Origin of the sequence: Arthrobacter bambusae (assembly GCF_022606295.1) — a bacterium.
Classification (GTDB): Bacteria; Actinomycetota; Actinomycetes; order Actinomycetales; family Micrococcaceae; genus Arthrobacter; species Arthrobacter bambusae_A.
Genome location: NZ_JAHHZS010000006.1, coordinates 100,405 through 118,271, shown reverse-complemented (window position 1 = coordinate 118,271; position 17,867 = coordinate 100,405). Strand labels below are relative to the sequence as shown.

General features: G+C 64.9%; 15 protein-coding genes. 8 read left to right on the top strand and 7 right to left on the bottom strand.

Annotated features, from left to right (window positions below):
* Positions 1–44: 44 nt before the first annotated feature.
* From KNN17_RS06225 to KNN17_RS06195, 7 genes are all read right to left on the bottom strand, one after another.
* Positions 45–2,567: an MMPL family transporter gene (locus tag KNN17_RS06225; RefSeq protein WP_241707939.1), complete on the bottom strand. Its 2,523-nt coding sequence runs from the start codon at positions 2,565–2,567 to the stop codon at positions 45–47.
* A gap of 26 nt (positions 2,568–2,593) precedes the next feature.
* On the bottom strand, positions 2,594–3,298 hold the full coding sequence (locus KNN17_RS06220; protein ID WP_241707938.1) for a TetR/AcrR family transcriptional regulator: 705 nt from the start codon (positions 3,296–3,298) through the stop codon (positions 2,594–2,596).
* Positions 3,299–3,335: 37 nt separating this feature from the next.
* Positions 3,336–3,791 (bottom strand): YbjQ family protein, encoded by a 456-nt coding sequence (locus KNN17_RS06215; RefSeq protein WP_241707937.1) that lies wholly within the window; start codon positions 3,789–3,791, stop codon positions 3,336–3,338.
* Between the two features lie 89 nt (positions 3,792–3,880).
* Positions 3,881–5,293 carry a dicarboxylate/amino acid:cation symporter gene (locus KNN17_RS06210; protein ID WP_241707936.1) on the bottom strand — a complete coding sequence of 471 codons (1,413 nt, stop codon included), beginning with the start codon at positions 5,291–5,293 and terminating at the stop codon, positions 3,881–3,883.
* Positions 5,294–5,523: 230 nt separating this feature from the next.
* Positions 5,524–7,209, bottom strand: a complete 1,686-nt coding sequence (locus KNN17_RS06205) for a DUF885 domain-containing protein (RefSeq protein ID WP_241707935.1) — start codon at positions 7,207–7,209, stop codon at positions 5,524–5,526.
* Between the two features lie 141 nt (positions 7,210–7,350).
* A complete protein-coding gene (locus KNN17_RS06200; RefSeq protein WP_241707934.1) occupies positions 7,351–7,605 on the bottom strand; it encodes an acyl-CoA carboxylase epsilon subunit in 255 nt (84 codons plus the stop codon).
* On the bottom strand, positions 7,602–9,185 hold the full coding sequence (locus tag KNN17_RS06195; RefSeq protein ID WP_241707933.1) for an acyl-CoA carboxylase subunit beta: 1,584 nt from the start codon (positions 9,183–9,185) through the stop codon (positions 7,602–7,604). Before KNN17_RS06195 ends, KNN17_RS06200 begins: the two co-directional genes overlap by 4 nt.
* Before the next feature lie 211 nt (positions 9,186–9,396).
* Between KNN17_RS06195 and KNN17_RS06190 the strand changes: the two genes are divergently transcribed.
* From KNN17_RS06190 to KNN17_RS06155, 8 genes are all read left to right on the top strand, one after another.
* Positions 9,397–10,287, top strand: a complete 891-nt coding sequence (locus KNN17_RS06190; protein ID WP_241707932.1) for an SDR family oxidoreductase — start codon at positions 9,397–9,399, stop codon at positions 10,285–10,287.
* A gap of 47 nt (positions 10,288–10,334) precedes the next feature.
* Positions 10,335–11,243 (top strand): biotin--[acetyl-CoA-carboxylase] ligase, encoded by a 909-nt coding sequence (locus tag KNN17_RS06185; protein ID WP_241707931.1) that lies wholly within the window; start codon positions 10,335–10,337, stop codon positions 11,241–11,243.
* Entirely contained in the window at positions 11,236–11,862 is a 627-nt protein-coding gene (locus KNN17_RS06180) for a PH domain-containing protein (RefSeq protein ID WP_241707930.1), read from the top strand. The genes KNN17_RS06185 and KNN17_RS06180 overlap by 8 nt, the downstream gene beginning before the upstream one ends.
* Complete coding sequence (locus tag KNN17_RS06175; protein WP_078105831.1) at positions 11,852–13,015, top strand: adenylate/guanylate cyclase domain-containing protein; 1,164 nt, start codon at positions 11,852–11,854, stop codon at positions 13,013–13,015. The genes KNN17_RS06180 and KNN17_RS06175 overlap by 11 nt, the downstream gene beginning before the upstream one ends.
* Positions 13,015–13,773 carry a PP2C family protein-serine/threonine phosphatase gene (locus KNN17_RS06170; protein ID WP_372489631.1) on the top strand — a complete coding sequence of 253 codons (759 nt, stop codon included), beginning with the start codon at positions 13,015–13,017 and terminating at the stop codon, positions 13,771–13,773. The genes KNN17_RS06175 and KNN17_RS06170 overlap by 1 nt, the downstream gene beginning before the upstream one ends.
* A gap of 143 nt (positions 13,774–13,916) precedes the next feature.
* Positions 13,917–14,561 (top strand): hypothetical protein, encoded by a 645-nt coding sequence (locus KNN17_RS06165; protein WP_241707929.1) that lies wholly within the window; start codon positions 13,917–13,919, stop codon positions 14,559–14,561.
* 39 nt (positions 14,562–14,600) lie between these two features.
* Positions 14,601–16,877 carry an NAD-dependent DNA ligase LigA gene (ligA, locus tag KNN17_RS06160; RefSeq protein WP_242598578.1) on the top strand — a complete coding sequence of 759 codons (2,277 nt, stop codon included), beginning with the start codon at positions 14,601–14,603 and terminating at the stop codon, positions 16,875–16,877.
* Positions 16,874–17,701 (top strand): inositol monophosphatase family protein, encoded by an 828-nt coding sequence (locus KNN17_RS06155; protein ID WP_241707927.1) that lies wholly within the window; start codon positions 16,874–16,876, stop codon positions 17,699–17,701. The genes ligA and KNN17_RS06155 overlap by 4 nt, the downstream gene beginning before the upstream one ends.
* The last annotated feature ends 166 nt before the right edge of the window (positions 17,702–17,867 follow it).

Genomic DNA, 17,867 nt, shown 5'->3' with positions numbered 1-17,867 from the left:
GTTCTGGACACAGAACCGACGCCCGCTCAAAGGCAACCAGGCGCTTAGTGCACCAGTTCCTTGGCCTCGCCTGCCGGCGTCGTGCGCTGGAGGTTGGCGCCCTCGACGTCGACGTCGGGCAGGATCCGGGACAGCCAACGCGGCAGCCACCAGGCCTTCTCGCCCAACAGGTACATCACGGCCGGAACAATCGTCATCCGCACCACGAACGCATCCACGAGCACGCCGAACGCCATCGCGAAACCGAGCGGCCGGACCATGGTCAGGTGGCTGAAGATGAACCCGGAGAACACGCTGACCATGATGATGGCGGCGGCCGTGACCACAGCGGCGGCATGGCGGAAGCCGGTTCGGACCGCTTGCTTCGCGTTCTCTCCGTGCATGAACGATTCGCGCATGCCGGAGGTGATGAACACCTGGTAGTCCATGGCGAGGCCGAACAGCACACCAATCAGGATGATCGGCAGGAAGCTCAGCACGGCTCCGGGGTTGGGAACGTCGAACACGGTGCCCAGCCAGCCCCACTGGTATACGGCCACCACGGCGCCGAACGCCGCCGCGAGCGAGAGCAGGAAGCCGCCGGTGGCGAGCAGCGGAACCACGATCGAGCGGAACACCAGGAGAAGGAGGACCAGCGAGAGCCCGACGACGATCGCCAAGTAAGGCGGCAACGCGGCACCGAGCTTCGCGGAGACGTCGATGTTGCCGGCTGTCTGCCCCGTCAGCCCGATGGTGGCGCCCGTGGCCTGTTGGATTTCGGAACCCTTGGCGCGCAGTTCCGAGACAACCTGGACGGTGCTGGCGCTCGCGGGTCCGTCTTTGGGGATGACCTGGAAGACGGCGGTGCGGTGGTCCGGGCTGAGGGCTACCGGAACGGCCGCCACGACGTTGTCGACGCTGCGCAGTTTATCCGCGACGTCGAACTGCTTGGTCTTGGCCTGGTCGTCGCTGAGGCCGTCCGGGAACGTGCCGACAACAACGATGGGGCCGGTCATGCCTTCGCCGAAGCTGGTCCGGGTGAGGTCATAGGCCTTGAACGCTTGCGAGTCGACCGGTTCCGAACCGCCGTCGGGCAAAGCGAGGCGCAGCTGGGAGGCCGGAAGGGCCAGCACCCCGAGCAGCACGACGCCGGCAAGCAGCCAGATCACGGGGTGCCGGGTCACCAGGCCGCCCCACCCACGGCTGCTTCGCCGGTGATCCTCGGCACGGTCCGCAGCGGCGTGCTCCGGTTCGGCGTTGTGGTGTTCCGCCTTGGCCCAGGCCCGCTTCGAGATCAGTTTGCGGCCCACCAGCGAGAGGACTGCCGGCGTTAGCGTCAGGGAGACGACGACGGCGACTGCCACCGTCGCAGCGGCCGACACGCCCATGACGGCCAGGAACGGGAGCCCCGGAACCACGAGCGCCGCAAGCGCAATGACGACAGTGAGGCCCGCGAAAAGGACGGCGTTGCCCGAGGTGCCCGTGGCGAGCGCCACTGATTCCTCCGCGTCCATCCCCGAAAGCAATTGTCCGCGGTGGCGGTTGACGATGAAGAGCGAGTAATCGATTCCGACGGCGAGGCCCAGCATGAGCGCGAGCATCGGGGAAATGGAACTCATGTCGATGACGCCGGTGAGGGCAAACGTTCCGCCGACACCAACGGCCACGCCGATGATCGCCATCAGGAGGGGCAAGCCCGCGGCGACGAGCGTTCCCAGCATCACGATGAGGGCGATCGCAGCCACCGCGATGCCGATGATTTCGGAGACACCGAACAACTGCGAGACGTCCTCGGTGATTTCCTTGCTGGCCAGGGCCGTGACACCGGCCGACGAGACTCCGTGGACGATGTCCTGGACTTGCTGCCGGACGGCGGGGGTCAGGCCATTGATGGAGGTCTTGAACTGGACCTGGGCAATCGCAGCTTTACCGTCCGTGGAGACGAACCGCATGCCTTGGGAAGCTGTCACCTCGCGTTTGGCCAAGGCAAGCGCGGCGGCGCCGTCGGTGGCTTGCTTCTGTCCGGCGTCGAGCTTCTGGCGCCCGGCCAGGAGTTCGGCCTTTTGCGGGGCAAGTCGGGCCTCGATCTGGGCTGCCGGCATGCCCGCAGCGGTCATTTGCTGCTCGGCAGCCTTGAGCTGGGCGTCGCCCGCGTCGAGGGTGGCACGGGCCTTGTCCAGCTCAGCCTGCCCGGCGGCCGCCTTCTGTTCCCCGGCGGCAAGGTCGGACGGCGCCTTGTCCAAGGTGGCTTGGGTTGTGAAGGGGTTGACCGTGGACTGCACATCCGGAAGCTTTTCCAGCTGGGCGAGGGCCGACGCAACGGCGTCCTTGCCGGCTTGGTTGAATCCGGCGTCGCCGGCTTCGAAGACGATACCCGCGGAACCACCCGAAGAGGCCGGAAGGTCCTTCTTGAGCTTGTCCAGCATCTGCTGGGTCTCCGTGCCGGGGATCTGGAAGTTGTTGGACATGGTGCCGTGGAAGGCAGCGGCGGAGCCGCCGACAGCCACGAGCACGGCAAGCCAGAGGGAGATCACCAGCCAGCGGTGACGGTAGGAGAACTTGCCAAGACGGTAGAGCAGGAGTGCCATATCGGAACCGATCTTTCGGTGTGTGGTTATGCCGAGTGGTGGGGATCAGCTGCGGGCTGATTGTGCGACGCCGGGCTTCGAGGGGCGGGTGCCGTGCCGTGAGGGGCGGGTGCCGTGAAGCCTGAACCGAGAAGACCGATCGCGTCGATCAAGTGCTGCCGCAAGCTTGCGAGGGATTCGGGGGAAAGATCCGGGCCGTGTTGTTCGAACCAGACGCTCATGGCTGCCTTGCCGCAGGAAATGATGGACCCGGCCAGGGCTCGCAAATAGAGCTCGTCGACACCCGGACCGAGGCGGAGACGGGCGGCATCGATGATCTGCGTGGTGCAGTGGTCCCAGGCTTCGAGTTCGGAGCGCACCAAAGCCCGGTTGTCGTGGGTGAGGCTGAAGAGCTCGGCCATGGGGGAGACCGTCATCGGGTCGGCCAGCGCCATGAGGGCCGCCCGGGCCGAATCGAGGATGGGTTCGTCCGAGGGGCGCAGCCGGAATTGCTCCAGGGCATGGTCCAGGAAGCCTTCGGTTACGGAGGCCAAGGCGGCTTCGAGGCTGGGGAAGTAATTGAAGAAGGTACGACGGGATACGCCGGCCGCTTCCGCGATGTCTTCCACCGTGAAGTTGCCAACGCCTTTGCTGCGCAACATGGCGAGGGCCGCGTCCGCGATCGCCTGGCGGTTGGCCAGTTTGTTCTGTTCCCGGCGCGAGGGGAGGGCGGTGGTGTCGGTGGTTGTCACGTACTTACACTAAGTGCAACTTTGCACTCAGGGCAAGTTAAATCTCCGGTGAGGCCTCGTGTTCCTGGGCCGCGGCCGACGTCGCGGGCTGCGCTGATTGCTCGGATGCGCCTTGCTTGGATGCGGCGCTCGTCAGGTAGATCGACTGGCCTGTGGCGCCCGGCTCGCCTTCGGCCAGGGGAATGGCGAACACCGCGGTGCCGTAGGCGCACACTTCAGTCCAGTTGCCGCCCATCTCGGACGTGTCGAAGCGCATGGCGACGATGGCGTTGGCGCCCCGCTGCTGTGCCTCGTTGACCATCCGGGCCATGACTTCCTGGCGGCTTTCATAGAGCGCCTTGGTCATTTCGGGCAGTTCGCCGCCGCCGAGCGAGCGGAAACCAGCCATCACTTGGGCGCCGAGATCCCGCGAGCGGACGGTGAGGCCCATGACTTCGCCGAAGACGGCGTCGATCCTATGGCCCGGAATCTTGTTTGAGGTGACAATCAGCATGGACAGAGCCTACCCAGAATTCACCCCTGTTAATACGACAAATCCCCGGGGCATTTCCCGGGGATTTGTCCTTGCGATAATGGGCCTTGTTAGGCCCCGGCGGCAGCGAGTTCCCGAGGCTCCTCGCTTGCCTCCGCAGACTCTGTCTCCGCCGCGAACGCCGTTCCCTTGCGGGGCGCGTTATAGAGCGATTCGTCCAGGATTCCTTGCCGCTTGGCGACGATGGCCGGAACCAGCGCCTGTCCTGCGACGTTGACCGCCGTGCGGCCCATGTCCAGGATGGGGTCGATCGCCAGGAGGAGTCCGACGCCGGCGAGCGGCAGTCCCAGCGTGGACAGGGTCAACGTGAGCATGACGACGGCGCCCGTGGTACCCGCTGTTGCAGCGGAACCAAGGACCGAAACCACCACGATCAGCAAGTACTGGCTGAAGTCCAGGTTGATGCCGAAGAACTGGGCAACGAAAATCGCAGCGACGGCCGGGTAGATGGCCGCGCAACCGTCCATTTTGGTCGTGGCGCCAAGCGGCACGGCGAAGGACGCGTAGCCCCGCGGAACGCCGAGGTTGCGTTCGGCGACGCGCTGCGTGAGCGGCAGTGTGCCGATAGAGGAACGTGAGACGAAGGCCAACTGCACGGCGGGCCACACGCCCGAGAAGTACTGCTTGACGGACAGTCCGTGGCTCTTGATCAGGATGGGGTACACGACGAAGAGCACAAGGGCCAGGCCTGCGTAGATGGCCACCGTGAACTTGCCGAGCGAACCGATGGTGTCCCAACCATAGACCGCGACGGCGTTGCCGATCAGGCCGATGGTGCCCAGCGGGGCGATGCGGATGATCCACCAGAGGACCTTCTGGATGACGGCCAGGGCGGAAGCGTTGAGGTTCAGGAACGGTTCGGCCTGCTTGCCGACCTTGAGGGCTGCGACGCCGACCGCGATGGCGATCACCAGGATCTGCAGCACGTTGAAACTGATCGAGGTGCTGGCAACGCCGTCCGTGACGCTCGTGCTGGCGCCGATGCCCAGGAAGTTCTTGGGGAAAAGACCCGTCAGGAACGCCCACCAGTCCCCGGTCTTGCCAGCATACTCGGCCTTCTTGGTGATGCCGGTGCCGGAGCCCGGCTGCAGGAGCACGCCAAGTCCGATGCCGATCGTCACGGCGATGAGCGAGGTGATGGCGAACCAGAGCAAGGTGTTCCATGCCAGTTTCGCCGCATTGGATACCTGGCTCAGGTTCGCGATGGAGCTCACCACTGCGGTGAAGATCAAGGGCACGACGGCGGTCTGCAGGAGCGAGACGTAGCTCGAGCCGATGGTCTGCAACGTGGTGCCGAGCCCGTTGGGAGCCTTCGTAGTGCTACCGGTGGCTTTGGCCACGAGGCCGAGGGCCAGGCCGATCACCAGGGCCGCGATGATCTGGACGCCGAAAGACATTGCCCACTTGGGAAGCCGGGACGAGGTCTTTCCGGCGGAAGTCAAAGTGTTGGATGAATTGCTCACCGGAACAAACTAGGCCCCGGTAAATACCACCGCGAGCCGACGTTGAGAAATGTTACATTCCCCAATTCGAGCCGCCACCGTACAAGCCTGCTAATCCGCCGTCAATCCACCCATTTATGAAGTTATTCCCGGACGGAATGTGGGGAATGTCTCGTACGTCTCAGCCCATCTGACTCGCATTTGTTGTCGTTCTGAGCCTCCAAAACGACAACAAATGCGAGTCAGTTGGGCTACCCCAGCAGCGCCCGACGAAGCGTATCCAGGCCGACAGAGCCGATGTTCAACGCATCCGTGTGGAAGGACTTCAGGTCGAATCCGTCGCGGCGTTCGAGTTCCGCCCGGATTTCTTCCCACAGCCGCTGCCCCACCTTGTACGACGGCGCCTGGCCCGGCCAGCCGAGGTACCGGGTGAATTCGAACTGGAGCTGGCCCGCACTGATGGGAAGGTTGGCCTTGAGGAATTCGAAGCCCTTTTCCGAGGTCCAGGTGCCGCTGCCCCAACGTTCCGGAACCTCCAGTTCGAGGTGGACGCCGATATCGAACACGACTCGGGCGGCACGCATGCGCTGCATGTCCAGCATGCCCATGTGGTCGCCCGGGTCCTTGAGGTAGCCAAGCTCCAGCATGAGCTTTTCGGCATAGAGTGCCCAGCCTTCGCCGTGACCGGAGACCCAGCAGACGTTGCGTCGCCAGTTGTTGAGGAGCTCGCGGCGGTAGACGGCGGTGGCCACCTGGAGGTGGTGGCCGGGGACGCCTTCGTGGAACACCGTGGTGGTTTCGGCCCAGGTGGTGAAGGTGTCCTCGCCGGCGGGGACGGACCACCACATGCGGCCTGGCCGGGAGAAGTCGTCCGAGGGACCCGTGTAGTAGATGCCGCCTTCGTCCGTGGGGGCGATACGGCATTCGAGAGTCTTCATGATGTCCAGGATGTCGAAGTGCACGTCGGCAAGTTCGGACACCGCGCGGTCGGAGAGGTCCTGCATCCAGGCTTTGAGGGCATCGGTGCCCTTGATTTGCCGTTCGGGATCGTTGTCGAGGATGGCTTTGGCCTCCTCGATGGACGCGCCGGGCTTGATTTGTTCGGCCACCCGTTCCTGTTCGGCAATGAGCCTGTCGAGTTCCTGCACCCCCCACGCGTACGTTTCTTCCAGGTCCACGGCCGCGCCCAGGAAGGAACGCGAGGCCACTGCGTAGCGTTCGCGGCCCACGGCGTCCTTTTCGGGGGCGAAAGGCAGAAGCTCCGCCTCAAGGAAGGCGGCAAGGCGCAAGTAGGCGGACCGCGCGACGGCGGCCCCGGCGTCGAGCGTTTCCTGCAGTTCCGCCGGCAGCGGCTGGCCGTCGATCGAGGCTTCGGCGGTGAGCTTGGCGAAGAAGCCGTCTTCGGCCGCGTACTTGGTTGTCTGTTCGATCACGATTTTCACCTGGCGGAGCGCGGAGACTTTCCCTGCGTCCCTGGCCGAACGAAGGGACACGATGTACCCGTCGATCGCTTCCGCAACGTTGGCCGCGCGGCCGGCGATGTGCTCCCATTCCTCGGCCGTCCCGGTGGGCATGAGGTCGAAGATCGAGCGGATGGTTTGGGCCGGCGACTCGATGTTGTTCAGGTCCGCGGCGTCCCAGCCGGATTCGTGGATCTCGAGGGCCAGGCCGAGCCGTTCCTGCATTGCGTCCAGGGTGACGACGTCGGAGGCGTCCGTGGGTTCGAGGGCCGCGAGCTCGTCGAGGGTGCGGCGTGCTGCCTTGGCGAAGGCCGCCGCGCCGGCAGGCGAGAAGTCCTGGTATTCCGTTTCGTGTCCGGGCAGGCCGAGGGTGGTGGCGAGGCTCGGGTTGAGGGCAAGGAGCGTGTCCGTGTAGGCGTCGGCGACCGCGTCGATGGCAGTCTGGAGGCGTGCCGGAGCTGTGTTAGGAGTAGTCACCCCACGAGCCTAACCGCGCCCGGTTATTTGTGAAAGGGTTGTTGCAGAAGATCCGAAGGCCAACCCAACTGACTGGCATTTAATGTCGTTCCGGGCCTTCAAAACGACATTAAATGCGAGCTGGTTGGGTTACCACGGAACTTAGCCCCGGCTGCGTTTCCAGGCGCCTGGTCCCGGCGTGGGGTCCATACGCAGTTGCTGGCGTCGCAGCCAGTGGCGGGTGCTCGGCTTTGGAGCTTCGGCTTCCTCGTGCGATCCGAAGGAGGCGACGACGGCGGCAAGCGCCGCGAGCTCTTCCGGCGTCGGGTCTCCCTTGACCACCGAAAGCAACGGCTCGGCGGGCGCCGTGTCCGTGGAATCGGGACCGGAGCCAGGAAGATGCTGTTCGGCGCTCACAGGGGGATGTTTCCGTGCTTCTTGGTGGGCAGGCTGGCGCGCTTGTCGCGCAGGGCGCGGAGGCCCTTGGTGATCTGGATGCGGGTCTCTGACGGTGCGATGACGGCGTCGACGTAGCCAAGCTCGGCCGCCTGGTAGGGGTTGAGGAGTTCTTCCTCGTACTGGCGGATGATCTCGGCTCGCTTGGCTTCGACGTCGCCGCCGGCCTCGGCGACAGCGGCAAGATCGCGGCGGTACAGGATGTTGACCGCACCCTGGGCACCCATGACACCGATCTGGGCCGTAGGCCACGCCAGGTTGAGGTCGGCTCCAAGCTTCTTGGAACCCATCACGATGTACGCTCCGCCGTAGGCCTTGCGGGTGATGACCGTCAGCTTGGGCACGGTGGCCTCGGCGTAGGCGTAAAGCAGCTTGGCTCCGCGGCGGATGATGCCCTGGAATTCCTGGTCCTTGCCGGGCAGGAAGCCGGGGACGTCCACCAAAGTGATGATGGGGACGTTGAAGGCATCGCAGTGGCGGACGAAGCGGGCGGCCTTCTCCGAAGCGGAGATGTCCAGCGTGCCGGCGAACTGCATCGGCTGGTTGGCCACGATCCCGACCGTGTGGCCTTCAACCCGGCCGTAGCCGATGATCACGTTGGGGGCGTAGAGCGACTGCATTTCGAGGAAATGGGCGTCATCAACGATCTGCTCGATGACCTTGCGCATGTCGTAGGGCTGGTTGGCCGAGTCCGGGATCAGCGTGTCCAGGGCGAGGTCGTCGTCGTCGAGCTCAAGCTCCTGCTCGTGTTCCAGGACGGGGGCCTCGGACAGGTTGTTGGACGGCAGGAAGTCCAGGAGCTCGCGGACGAATTCGATCGCGTCGGCTTCGTCGCTGGCGAGGTAGGTGGAGGTGCCGGTGGTGGCGTTGTGTTGGCGCGCCCCGCCGAGGGTTTCCATGTCCACGTCTTCGCCGGTGACGGTCTTAATGACGTCCGGGCCGGTGATGAACATGTGGGAGGTCTTGTCCACCATCACCACGTAGTCGGTGAGGGCGGGGGAGTAGGCCGCGCCGCCGGCGCACGGGCCCATGATGAGGGAAATCTGCGGGACGACGCCGGAGGAGTGGACGTTGTTGCGGAAGATATCCGCGAACATGGCCAGCGAGGCGACGCCTTCCTGGATGCGCGCGCCGCCGCCGTCGTTGATGCCCACCATCGGGCAGCCGTTGCGGAGGGCGAATTCCTGGACCTTGACGATCTTTTCGCCGTTGACCTGGCTCAGGGAGCCGCCGTAGACGCTGAATTCCTGGCTGTAGATGGCCACGAGGCGGCCGTCCACGGTGCCGTAGCCAGAGACGACGCCGTCGCCAAGGGGCTTCTTCTTCTCCATGCCGAACGCGGTGGAGCGGTGGACTGCCAAGGCGTCGAACTCGACGAAGGAGTCTTCGTCGAGCAGCATGTCGATGCGTTCGCGGGCGGTGTTCTTGCCGCGGGCATGCTGCTTCTCGATGGATTCGGGGCCGGAAGGTTGTTCTGCACGGGCCTGGCGGTCGCGGAAGTCGGCAATCTTTCCCGCTGTCGTTGTCAGATCGTGGCTCATCAAATGTCTCCGGCTCTGTAGCTGATTTACGCTGGCACTGCTTTGTTAGGCATGCGCTCTTAAGTAGCATCCGTACAAAGTGCGGGCCCTGTTGGCTAGTCTAATGAGGCAAAAGCCACAGACCGCTGTAGAAACCCTACAATTTTCCGACTTCAAGTCGAGCATCAAGCAATGTTACTCACCGGTAACATCGTTGGGCTACAGTGTCCTCATGACCTCAAGCAACGATGCTTCTGCAAGCCCTGCCCTTCCCTACCGGGCGCGTGGATCACTGAAGGGCCGCACCATCCTGATGTCCGGCGGGAGCCGCGGCATCGGCCTGGCAATCGCCACCCGCGCGGCCCGCGACGGCGCCAACATCGTCATCATGGCCAAGACCGGAGAACCGCATCCCAAGCTGCAGGGAACGGTCTTCACTGCCGCTGAACAACTGGAAGCAGCCGGCGGCCAGGCACTGCCTCTCGTAGGGGACGTCCGCAACGACGGCGACGTCGCCGCGGCGGTTGCCGCCGCCGTCGAACGCTTTGGCGGAATCGACGTCGTGGTCAACAACGCCTCGGCGATAGATCTCTCCCGCACTGACGCGATCGACATGAAACGCTATGACCTCATGCAGGACATCAACGTCCGCGGCACCTTCCTGCTGTCCAAACTCGCGCTCCCGGCCCTGCGGAAATCGGGCAACGCCCATATCCTGACGCTCTCGCCGCCGCTGAACCTCGACCCTAAATGGGCCGGCATGCACTTGGCGTACACCATGGCCAAGTACGGCATGAGCCTCACCACGCTGGGCCTGGCCGAAGAACTCAAGAACGACGGCGTGTCCGTCAACTCGCTGTGGCCCTGCACGCTGATCGACACCGCTGCCATCCGGAACATGCCGGGCGGAGCGCAGATCGTGCAAGCCGCCAGGGGATCGGACATCATTGCCGACGCTGCCCACGCAGTCCTGACCGGAGCAAACCTGGGCAACGGTTCGGCTATTAATACAGGCAATTTCTACACCGACGAAGAAGTGCTCAGGGCTGCGGGTGTTTCGGACTTCAGGCCCTACAGTCTGGGGGCCGCGGAGGAGAAGCTGGTGCCGGATATCTTCCTCTGAGCGGACAACTTCTTCCGGGACCGGCCTGGCTGGATAGGATTCTGTCTATGGACGTCGAACAGCCTGCCAGCAGCGAACCACGTGCCCCGCGCCCGGGCCTGGACCGTGATGCCCTGCTCCACCCCGACTTCCTCGCGGCCGCCGGCATTTCGCAATTGCAGATCGTGGAGACCACCGGCTCCACGAACGCTGATCTGCTGCGCGCCGTCACCACGGAGCCGAAGGAATGGGCCGATCTCGCGGTCCTCACCGCCGAGCACCAGACGGCGGCCCGGGGCCGTCTCGACCGTCACTGGGAGTCTCCCGAACGTTCGGCGATTTCCGTTTCGATCGTCCTGCGTCCCGTCAATGCGCAAGGCCTGCCCGTGCCCACGCAGAGCTACTCCTGGCTGTCCCTCCTGGGCGCGCTGGCCTTGCAGGAGACCCTCCTGGAAACCGCAGGCCTGCCCGCCGAGATCAAGTGGCCCAACGATGTCCTCGTCCGAGGCAAGAAGATTGCCGGCATCCTGGCCCAGATGGGGCCGATGGGGGACGGGTCTGTTCCAGCCGTGATTCTGGGGACCGGCCTCAACGTGACGCTCGGCGAGAATGAATTGCCTGTCCCGACCGCCACCTCCCTCTTGCTTGAGGGTGCAAGCACCACGGACCGCACCGTTCTATTGCGGAACTACTTATCCCGCTTCGGGACGCTCTACCGCAGCTTCTGCAATGCCGACGGCGACCCTACAGCGGGATTGGCCGGCGGCGCTTCCCTGCACAAGCGGGTGGAAGCCGTCATGGTCACCTTGGGACGCGAGGTGAAGGCTCATTTGCCCGGCGACCACGAGTTGGTGGGGCATGCGTCCAGATTGGATGAGTATGGTTCCCTTTTGGTGGTGGACCACGGTGGTCGCGAGCACGTCGTGACCGCCGGTGACGTCGTCCACCTGAGGGCTACCGAAAGCGGTTATGCGTAAAGAGCTCCTGCGTGGGGAGCAAGTCATCGTGATCACGCGGCAGCAGCCCAGGATGCTCTTTGGTCCCGTCCTGGCCTTCATCCTGGTCCCTGCCGCGGCAGCGTTCGCCTGTGCCTGGATAGTCAAGGGCGGGCCGGGCAAGCTGCTGCCGGTCATCACAAGCGACTGGACCCAATGGTTGGTCATGGCGTGCCTGGTGATCGTGGCAATCGTGCTGCTCGGCTACAGCCTCCCGCGATTCATCCGCTGGCGCGGCATCCGGTACATCCTCACGAGCGGCCGGATAGTTGCCCGTTTTGGAATGCTTCGCCGCGGCGACTGGCAAGTGCCGTTGGCCGCGGTGCGCGGGGTGGGCATCAAACAATCGCTGCTCCAACGGATATTGCGCTCCGGGAATATATCCTTGGATACCGGGCACCCCGGCGAGGCGGTCCTCGCGGATGTTCCGGAGGTCGGCAAGTTCCGGAGTTTCATCATGGATGCCATGGCCGAGCTTCCGACGAGTGTCGGATTCGGCTCCGGCCCGGTGCCGGGATCCGGCGATTTTGACAGTTTTGCTGAGTACCCGGATGCCGCGTTGCCCTGGGATATGAGAGAAGGTGGAAGAGATGAGCGTTGACGAGCAGGAGCCTGAGTACATGGACCACGAGCCCGACGCCGTGCCCGAACCTTCCGTGGACCAAGCGGCAACGGGGGTCCTCCCCGTCGTTTCCCCTCCCACCGGCGCCCTGTCTGCGGAACGGGTGGCCATCAAAGCCCTTGAAACCAGGCTTTTGGGCGGCGAACGCAAACTCCGTCGACGCGAAGTGGCGGCCGGCGCAGGCGTCTCGCTTTTGTCAGCCCGCAAACTCTGGCGGGCGCTGGGTTTCCCCAATTTCGGCGACCAGGACGTGGCGTTCACCGAGCGCGACCTCGGGGCGCTGTCCACCATCCTTGACCTTGTCCGCGCCGGAAAGCTCACCGAAGAAGCTGCCATTTCCGTGACCCGCGCCATCGGCCAGATGACCGACCGCATGGTGGTGTGGCAAGTCGAGGCGCTCATCGAAGACATGGTGGTGCAGCAAGGCATTCCCGATGCCGTTGCACGCAAACAGTTGGTCAACGAACTGCCCAACCTCGTGGATGCCATGGAAGAGATCCTGTTGTACTCGTGGCGCCGCCAGATGAACGCCGGTGTGCAGCGCCTGGCCGTCCGTGCCGAGGCAGGTCTACAGGCCAGCGAGGCCGGCCGCGAAGGGGACGAAGACGACGCACCGCTGCCCTTGGCACGCGCCGTGGGTTTTGCCGACCTCGTCTCCTACACGAGCCTGTCGCGCCGCATGAACGAGAAGACCCTGGCGCAGTTGGTCCAGCGCTTCGAGAACAAGTGCGCGGAAATCATCTCCATCGGTGGCGGCCGCCTCGTCAAGACGGTCGGCGACGAAGTCCTCTATATTGCCGAGACGCCGGCCGCGGGAGCTGAGATTTCCTTGGCGCTCGCCCAGGCATTCACCGAAGACGAGATCCTCCCGGAAGCCCGCGTGGCCATGGTCTGGGGACGCATCCTTTCCCGTCTCGGCGACATCTACGGCCCCACCGTCAACCTGGCGGCCCGCCTGACGGCCCTGGCTGAACCCGGCACGGTCCTGGTGGACGAGATGACGGCAGCAGCGCTGGGCCAGGACGAACGCTTCGTCCTGGTTCCGCAGACAGCCGAAAACGTTCGTGGTTTTGGGGAAATTCTTCCTGTCCGGCTTGCCCGCGGGCTTGGCAAGGGACTGGTCCTCGACTGATGAGTCCACAGTCCGCAGCGCCCACCCCCAAGCCGGGAGTCACAGTAACCTGTGGCTACGGGACGGATCGTGGACTCAGCCGGGAACTCAACGAAGATTCGCTCATCGCAGTGGACCCCGTCTTCGCGGTAGCCGACGGCATGGGCGGGCATGAGGCAGGCGAGATTGCCAGCGCATTGTGCGTACAGACCCTTGGCACCATGTCGCAATTGGCGGCGGGCGTACGATCGGCGACGGCCGTCGTCGTGCAGAAGTGCATCCTTGCCGCCGACTCCGAGATCCGGAAGGCCACGGGTGGCCGGGCCGGAACCACGCTGTCCGGGGTGGTTGTCGCGGAGCATATGGGCGTCGCGTATTGGCTGGTTATGAACATCGGCGACTCGCGGACGTATCGCTTGAGCGGGGGCGAATTCAGGCAGATCAGCGTGGACCATTCGGAAGTCCAGGAACTTGTGGAGGCCGGACGGATCACGCGTGAAGAAGCCACAGTGCATCCGCGCCGCCACGTGGTGACCCGGGGCCTCGGGACGGGCGGCGAAAACGAAGCGGACTTCTGGTTGTTGCCCATCCAGGACGGCGACCGCATACTGGTCTGCTCGGACGGACTCACCGGCGAGTTGAGCGACGAGCACATGTTCCGGATCCTGAGCACTATGGAAAAGCCCCAGGACGCGGTGGATGCCCTCATCAAGGAGGCGTTGCTGAGTGGCGGGCGGGACAATGTCACCGCGATTGTGGTGGATGCCAGGACCCCTTAGAACGACGCCGATGGAGCCCGCACAGGCTCCCGTCGACGGCGGTTTCGGGGAACGGGATTTGCGACACGCCCGGACTATGTAGGAAGATTCCGGTCAATACCACCCCAACTCCGGGCGGCCTGTGCCGTCCTGCAGAGGTAAACATGACCCAACGCTCCTCCGCGCGCTCTGGCGGCGCGACCCGTGCCGCCGTGCGACGCCCGTTCTCCGTTGCCCTCGCGGGTATTGCCATGGCTGTAGTGATGTGCGCCTTCCCGATGCTTTCGGCCCACGCCGAGACCACGTGCGTGACTGATTGCCCGGCTGTTGCCCCGGCCCCGGCCCCCGCACCGGATCCTGCTCCCGACCCGGCTCCGGATCCTGCTCCCGACATGGCTCCACCTGCAAAACCTCCGGCGCCGGCTCCGCCCGCGCCGGTGGTTCCGGCACCCGTCGTCGTACCCGTTCAACCCGCCCCGGTGGCGCCCGCGCCGGCCGCACCCGAGCCGGTCCCCGTGGTGACCGTCGAACCGGAACCCAGCATGGCGCCGTCGGAGGCTCCTGTGGACTCCAGCCCGGTGACCCCGACGGACACCCCGACGACGAGCAGCCCCTCGCCGTCGGCGTCGTCCAATTGGAATACCCCCATCCAGGACGGGCTCAAGGCCACCCAGGCTGCCGCGGTGAGCAATGCCAAAGGGCCGGGTTCGGACATGTTCGCTGTGATCGCCATTATGGGCGCCGTGCTTTTGGTGGCGGCCGGCGGCATTGCCTTCGCGTTGTGGAGCCGCCACCGCTTCACGCACTGATTCCTTCTTCCCATCCGGGGACCCTATTTTGTCGCGGCTTTGCGGCAAGATAGGTACGTGAGCACAGCAGAGAGCGAAACCGCAGTTCCAACGGAAGCCGTACGGGAAGAGTACGAAAACCTCGCAGACCTCGTCCGCAAGTACCGCTATGCGTACTACCAGGAAGATGCCCCGACGGTTTCGGACGCCGAGTTCGACTCCCTCTACCGCCGCCTCGAGGAACTCGAGGCCCTGCATCCCGAGCTCGTGTCCAACGATTCGCCCACGCAAGAAGTGGGCGGCGAGGTTTCGGCCGCGTTCGCGGCCGTCGAGCACCTGCAGAGGATGTACAGCCTGGAGGATGTCTTCTCCCTGGACGAGCTGGAAGCGTGGGTCCGCAAGGCCGAGGCTTCGGTCGACAAGCTCGGAACGGCGGCCTCCCGCATTGCGTGGCTGACGGAACTCAAGATCGACGGATTGGCAGTGAACCTGCTCTACCGCGACGGCAAGCTGGTGCGTGCCGCCACGCGCGGAGACGGCACCACGGGTGAGGACATCACCCACAACGTGCTCACCATCAAGGAGATCCCGCGCCAGCTCAGCGGCAGCGGGTTTCCGTCCGAGGTGGAAATCCGCGGCGAAGTCTTCATTCCGTCCACGGCTTTCGCGGAATTCAACGAAGCGCTGATCGAGGCCGGCAAGGCGCCATTGGCAAATCCCCGCAACGCCGCCGCCGGCTCCCTGCGCCAAAAGGATCCCGCGGAAACCGCCAAGCGTCCGTTGCGGATGTTCGTCCACGGCATCGGGGCCCGCGAAGGCCTCGACACCACGAGCCAGTCGGAGACGTACAAGCTGCTCGAGGAATGGGGCCTGCCGGTCAGCCCCTACCTGAAGGTCCTGGACTCGTTCGAGGAGGTCCTGGACTTCATCAAGCACTTCGGCGAACACCGGCACGATCTCCTGCACGAGATCGACGGCATCGTAGTCAAAATCGACGACTTCGCCACGCAGCGTGCCCTCGGCTACACCTCACGCGTGCCACGTTGGGCCGTTGCCTATAAATACCCGCCGGAGGAAGTCCACACCAAGCTGCTGGACATCCAGGTCAACGTTGGCCGCACGGGCCGCGTCACCCCGTACGGGGTGATGGAACCGGTCAAGGTGGCCGGATCCACCGTGGAAATGGCCACCCTGCACAACCAGGATGTGGTCAAGGCCAAGGGCGTCATGATCGGTGACATCGTGGTGCTGCGGAAGGCCGGAGACGTCATTCCTGAGATCGTCGGTCCGGTCTTGGCGCTGCGCGATCAACAGGATCCTCCCGTGCGTGAGTTCGTGATGCCCACGGAATGCCCGTCCTGCCACACGCCGCTGGCTCCGGCGAAGGAAGGCGACGTCGATATCCGTTGTCCCAACGCGAAGTCGTGCCCGTCCCAGCTGCGCGAGCGTGTCTTCCACGTCGCGAGCAGGGGAGCCTTCGACATTGAGGCTCTTGGGTGGGAAGCAGCCATCGCCCTCACCCAGCCCGCCGAACCGGAAACTCCGCCCCTGCGCAGTGAGGCGGCGTTGTTCAGCCTCACGCCGGAGGACCTCGCGGAGGTCCGCATCCACCGCGAGAAGCGCTCCAAGGGCGTAGGCACGGGAACGTTCGAACTGGTGCCCTACTTCTATTCCAAGGCCACCGCCAAGACCCCGTCCAAACCCACAGCCACCACGGACAAACTGTTCAAGGAGCTTGAGAAGGCCAAGACGCAACCACTGTGGCGCGTCCTTGTTGCCTTGTCCATCCGGCACGTTGGCCCCACGGCGTCCCGGGCACTGGCCACGGCACTGGGCAGCATGGACGCCATCCGTGCCGCGTCCGAGGAGGAACTGGCCAACGTCGACGGGGTGGGCCCGACCATTGCCGCGGCACTCAAGGAATGGTTTGCCGTCGACTGGCACCAGGAAATCGTTGATAGCTGGGCGGCCGCCGGGGTGCGCATGGTTGACGAGCGCGACGCCGGCATCAAGCGGAACCTGGAAGGCCTCACCATCGTGGTGACGGGTTCGTTGCCCACGCTGAGCCGCGACGAAGCCAAGGAAGCCATCATCATCAGGGGCGGCAAGGCAGCCGGCTCGGTTTCCAAGAACACCAGTTACGTCGTGGCCGGCGAGAACGCGGGCTCCAAGCTGGACAAAGCAGAGCAGCTCGGCATCCGGGTGTTGGACGAGGACGGATTCAAGGCATTGCTCGACGGCGTCCTGGAACCTGCCGCTGGCGCCGCACCGGATGACGAGGGCGCCGCCGTCGCGCTAGCGGCCGCTACCGCTGCGGAAACGGAATCCTCCGAATGACGGCCGATGCCTTGGACCTTCTCGCGGTCGCCCGTGCGGCAGCTGCGGCAGGAGCGGAGGTACTCGCCGCCCGGCCGGCCGGGCCCAACTCGGCGGGAACCCTCGGCGTCGTGAACAAAGGCGACGCCGGCGACTGGGTGACGGCCTTCGACGTCGCGGCGGAGAACGCTGTGCGGGCCGCGATTACGGCTGCCCGCCCGCATGACACCATCACGGGCGAAGAGCACGGCACCACCCGGCCCGATCAGCCGAGCGGCTACCGATGGTCGATCGATCCGCTCGACGGCACTACCAACTTCATCCGCAACATCGTCTATTACGCCACGTCCGTGGCTGTCGCGGACGCCGACGGCGTCTGGCTGGCCGGCGTCGTCAACGCCCCCGCGCTGGGGCGCATCTACTCTGCGGCACGTGGCCACGGAGCATGGCTTGAGGAAAACGGGCAGCGCAGCCAGCTGAGCGGACCCCTGCTGGGCCGCACGGGACTGATCGTGGCCTCCGGGTTCAGCTACGATCCCGCCACGAGGGCCGAACAGTTCGCCGGGCTCGGCAACCTGATGGAGGGCTTCGCCGATCTTCGCCGGCTCGGCTCCGCAGCGTTGGATCTCTGCCTCGTGGCCGATGGAACCCACGACGCCTTCGGGGAACGCGGGCTCAACGAGCACGACTACGCGGCGGGCGCGTTGATCGCCGAGGAAGCAGGATGCTGGGTCCGCCGCCCACGGCTGACCAGCCCGCTTGACGGAGGCCCCACTGACGCGGACCGCCTTGAAGCGTGGACCTGCGCGGGAACCCTCGAGCTCTCGGGCAAGTTCCCGCTCTAAGGTCGTTCTGGGCGTACGGGTGGTCCTGGTCGTTCGGGGCGTTCTGGGCGTTCGGCCGCGCCAGCCTGGTGGAACCCTGTTCGACATGTTCAAACGCTCGCTCACGTATGTGGGGTGTTCCGCCGTCGCTCGCTCACTTGTATCTGAGCGGGCGTTGGGTGCAGGG

What these genes read in the sequence shown, in the direction of transcription:
- KNN17_RS06190 (WP_241707932.1), top strand. Translation starts at nt 9,397, where the DNA reads ATGACCTCAAGCAACGATGCTTCTGCAAGCCCTGCCCTTCCCTACCGG.
- KNN17_RS06170 (WP_372489631.1), top strand. Translation starts at nt 13,015, where the DNA reads ATGAGTCCACAGTCCGCAGCGCCCACCCCCAAGCCGGGAGTCACAGTA.
- KNN17_RS06195 (WP_241707933.1), bottom strand. Translation starts at nt 9,185, where the DNA reads ATGAGCCACGATCTGACAACGACAGCGGGAAAGATTGCCGACTTCCGC.
- KNN17_RS06225 (WP_241707939.1), bottom strand. Translation starts at nt 2,567, where the DNA reads ATGGCACTCCTGCTCTACCGTCTTGGCAAGTTCTCCTACCGTCACCGC.
- KNN17_RS06165 (WP_241707929.1), top strand. Translation starts at nt 13,917, where the DNA reads ATGACCCAACGCTCCTCCGCGCGCTCTGGCGGCGCGACCCGTGCCGCC.
- KNN17_RS06175 (WP_078105831.1), top strand. Translation starts at nt 11,852, where the DNA reads ATGAGCGTTGACGAGCAGGAGCCTGAGTACATGGACCACGAGCCCGAC.
- KNN17_RS06215 (WP_241707937.1), bottom strand. Translation starts at nt 3,791, where the DNA reads ATGCTGATTGTCACCTCAAACAAGATTCCGGGCCATAGGATCGACGCC.
- KNN17_RS06185 (WP_241707931.1), top strand. Translation starts at nt 10,335, where the DNA reads ATGGACGTCGAACAGCCTGCCAGCAGCGAACCACGTGCCCCGCGCCCG.
- KNN17_RS06180 (WP_241707930.1), top strand. Translation starts at nt 11,236, where the DNA reads ATGCGTAAAGAGCTCCTGCGTGGGGAGCAAGTCATCGTGATCACGCGG.
- KNN17_RS06155 (WP_241707927.1), top strand. Translation starts at nt 16,874, where the DNA reads ATGACGGCCGATGCCTTGGACCTTCTCGCGGTCGCCCGTGCGGCAGCT.